This window comes from Cellulophaga sp. BC115SP, assembly GCF_009905545.1.
Lineage (GTDB): Bacteria > Bacteroidota > Bacteroidia > Cytophagales > Spirosomataceae > Flectobacillus > Flectobacillus rivi.
The window spans coordinates 1-567 of the sequence record NZ_JAAALB010000204.1 but is presented as its reverse complement, the minus strand read 5'-3'; the positions used below and the strand labels follow the sequence as shown (position 1 = coordinate 567).

The following is a 567-nucleotide window of genomic DNA, read 5'->3' as shown; positions in this document are numbered from 1 at the left end:
TCATAATACTTACCTAAAGTTAAAAAATATCACACTTTTTAAACTTTTAATCCGTACTATTTTTGGGGAAGCTTACAGTAACACTGAGAAGCTTGATGAGAATGGGAATCTGATTCGTCCCAAATATGTGTCAAACCATACCCATTATTCACCTACCGATACGGATGCACGCATCAGTGTAAAACCCGGGAAGGCTCGTCAGTTAAACTATTTTGGGCAAATAGCAGTGGACGATGCTCATCATGTAATCACTGGTGCATGCGCTGATTTTGCCGACAAACGAGATAGCCAATGTTTAGCCCAAATTCTGGAACTAACAAAAGGGAATTTATCAGAACATGATATTGAATTGGGAGAGGTCTTAGCCGATGGCGGTTATAGCAGTGGCGAAGCTTTGGCCTATTTGGACGCTAAAGGCATCAACGCATGGATACCCAACTTTGGACAGTACAAATCAGAACGAACAGGATTTACCTACCATAAAGAGGCTAACTATTACCAATGTACGCAAGAAGGCAGCAAACGAGCAATACTAACCTACAAAGGCGAAAAGATAGATAGCAAAGG

At 41.1% G+C, this 567-nt stretch carries 1 protein-coding gene; it reads left to right on the top strand.

The window, feature by feature from the left end:
* On the top strand, positions 1-567 hold a 567-nt coding region (locus tag GVN22_RS27680; protein ID WP_370520498.1), incomplete at both ends, for a transposase.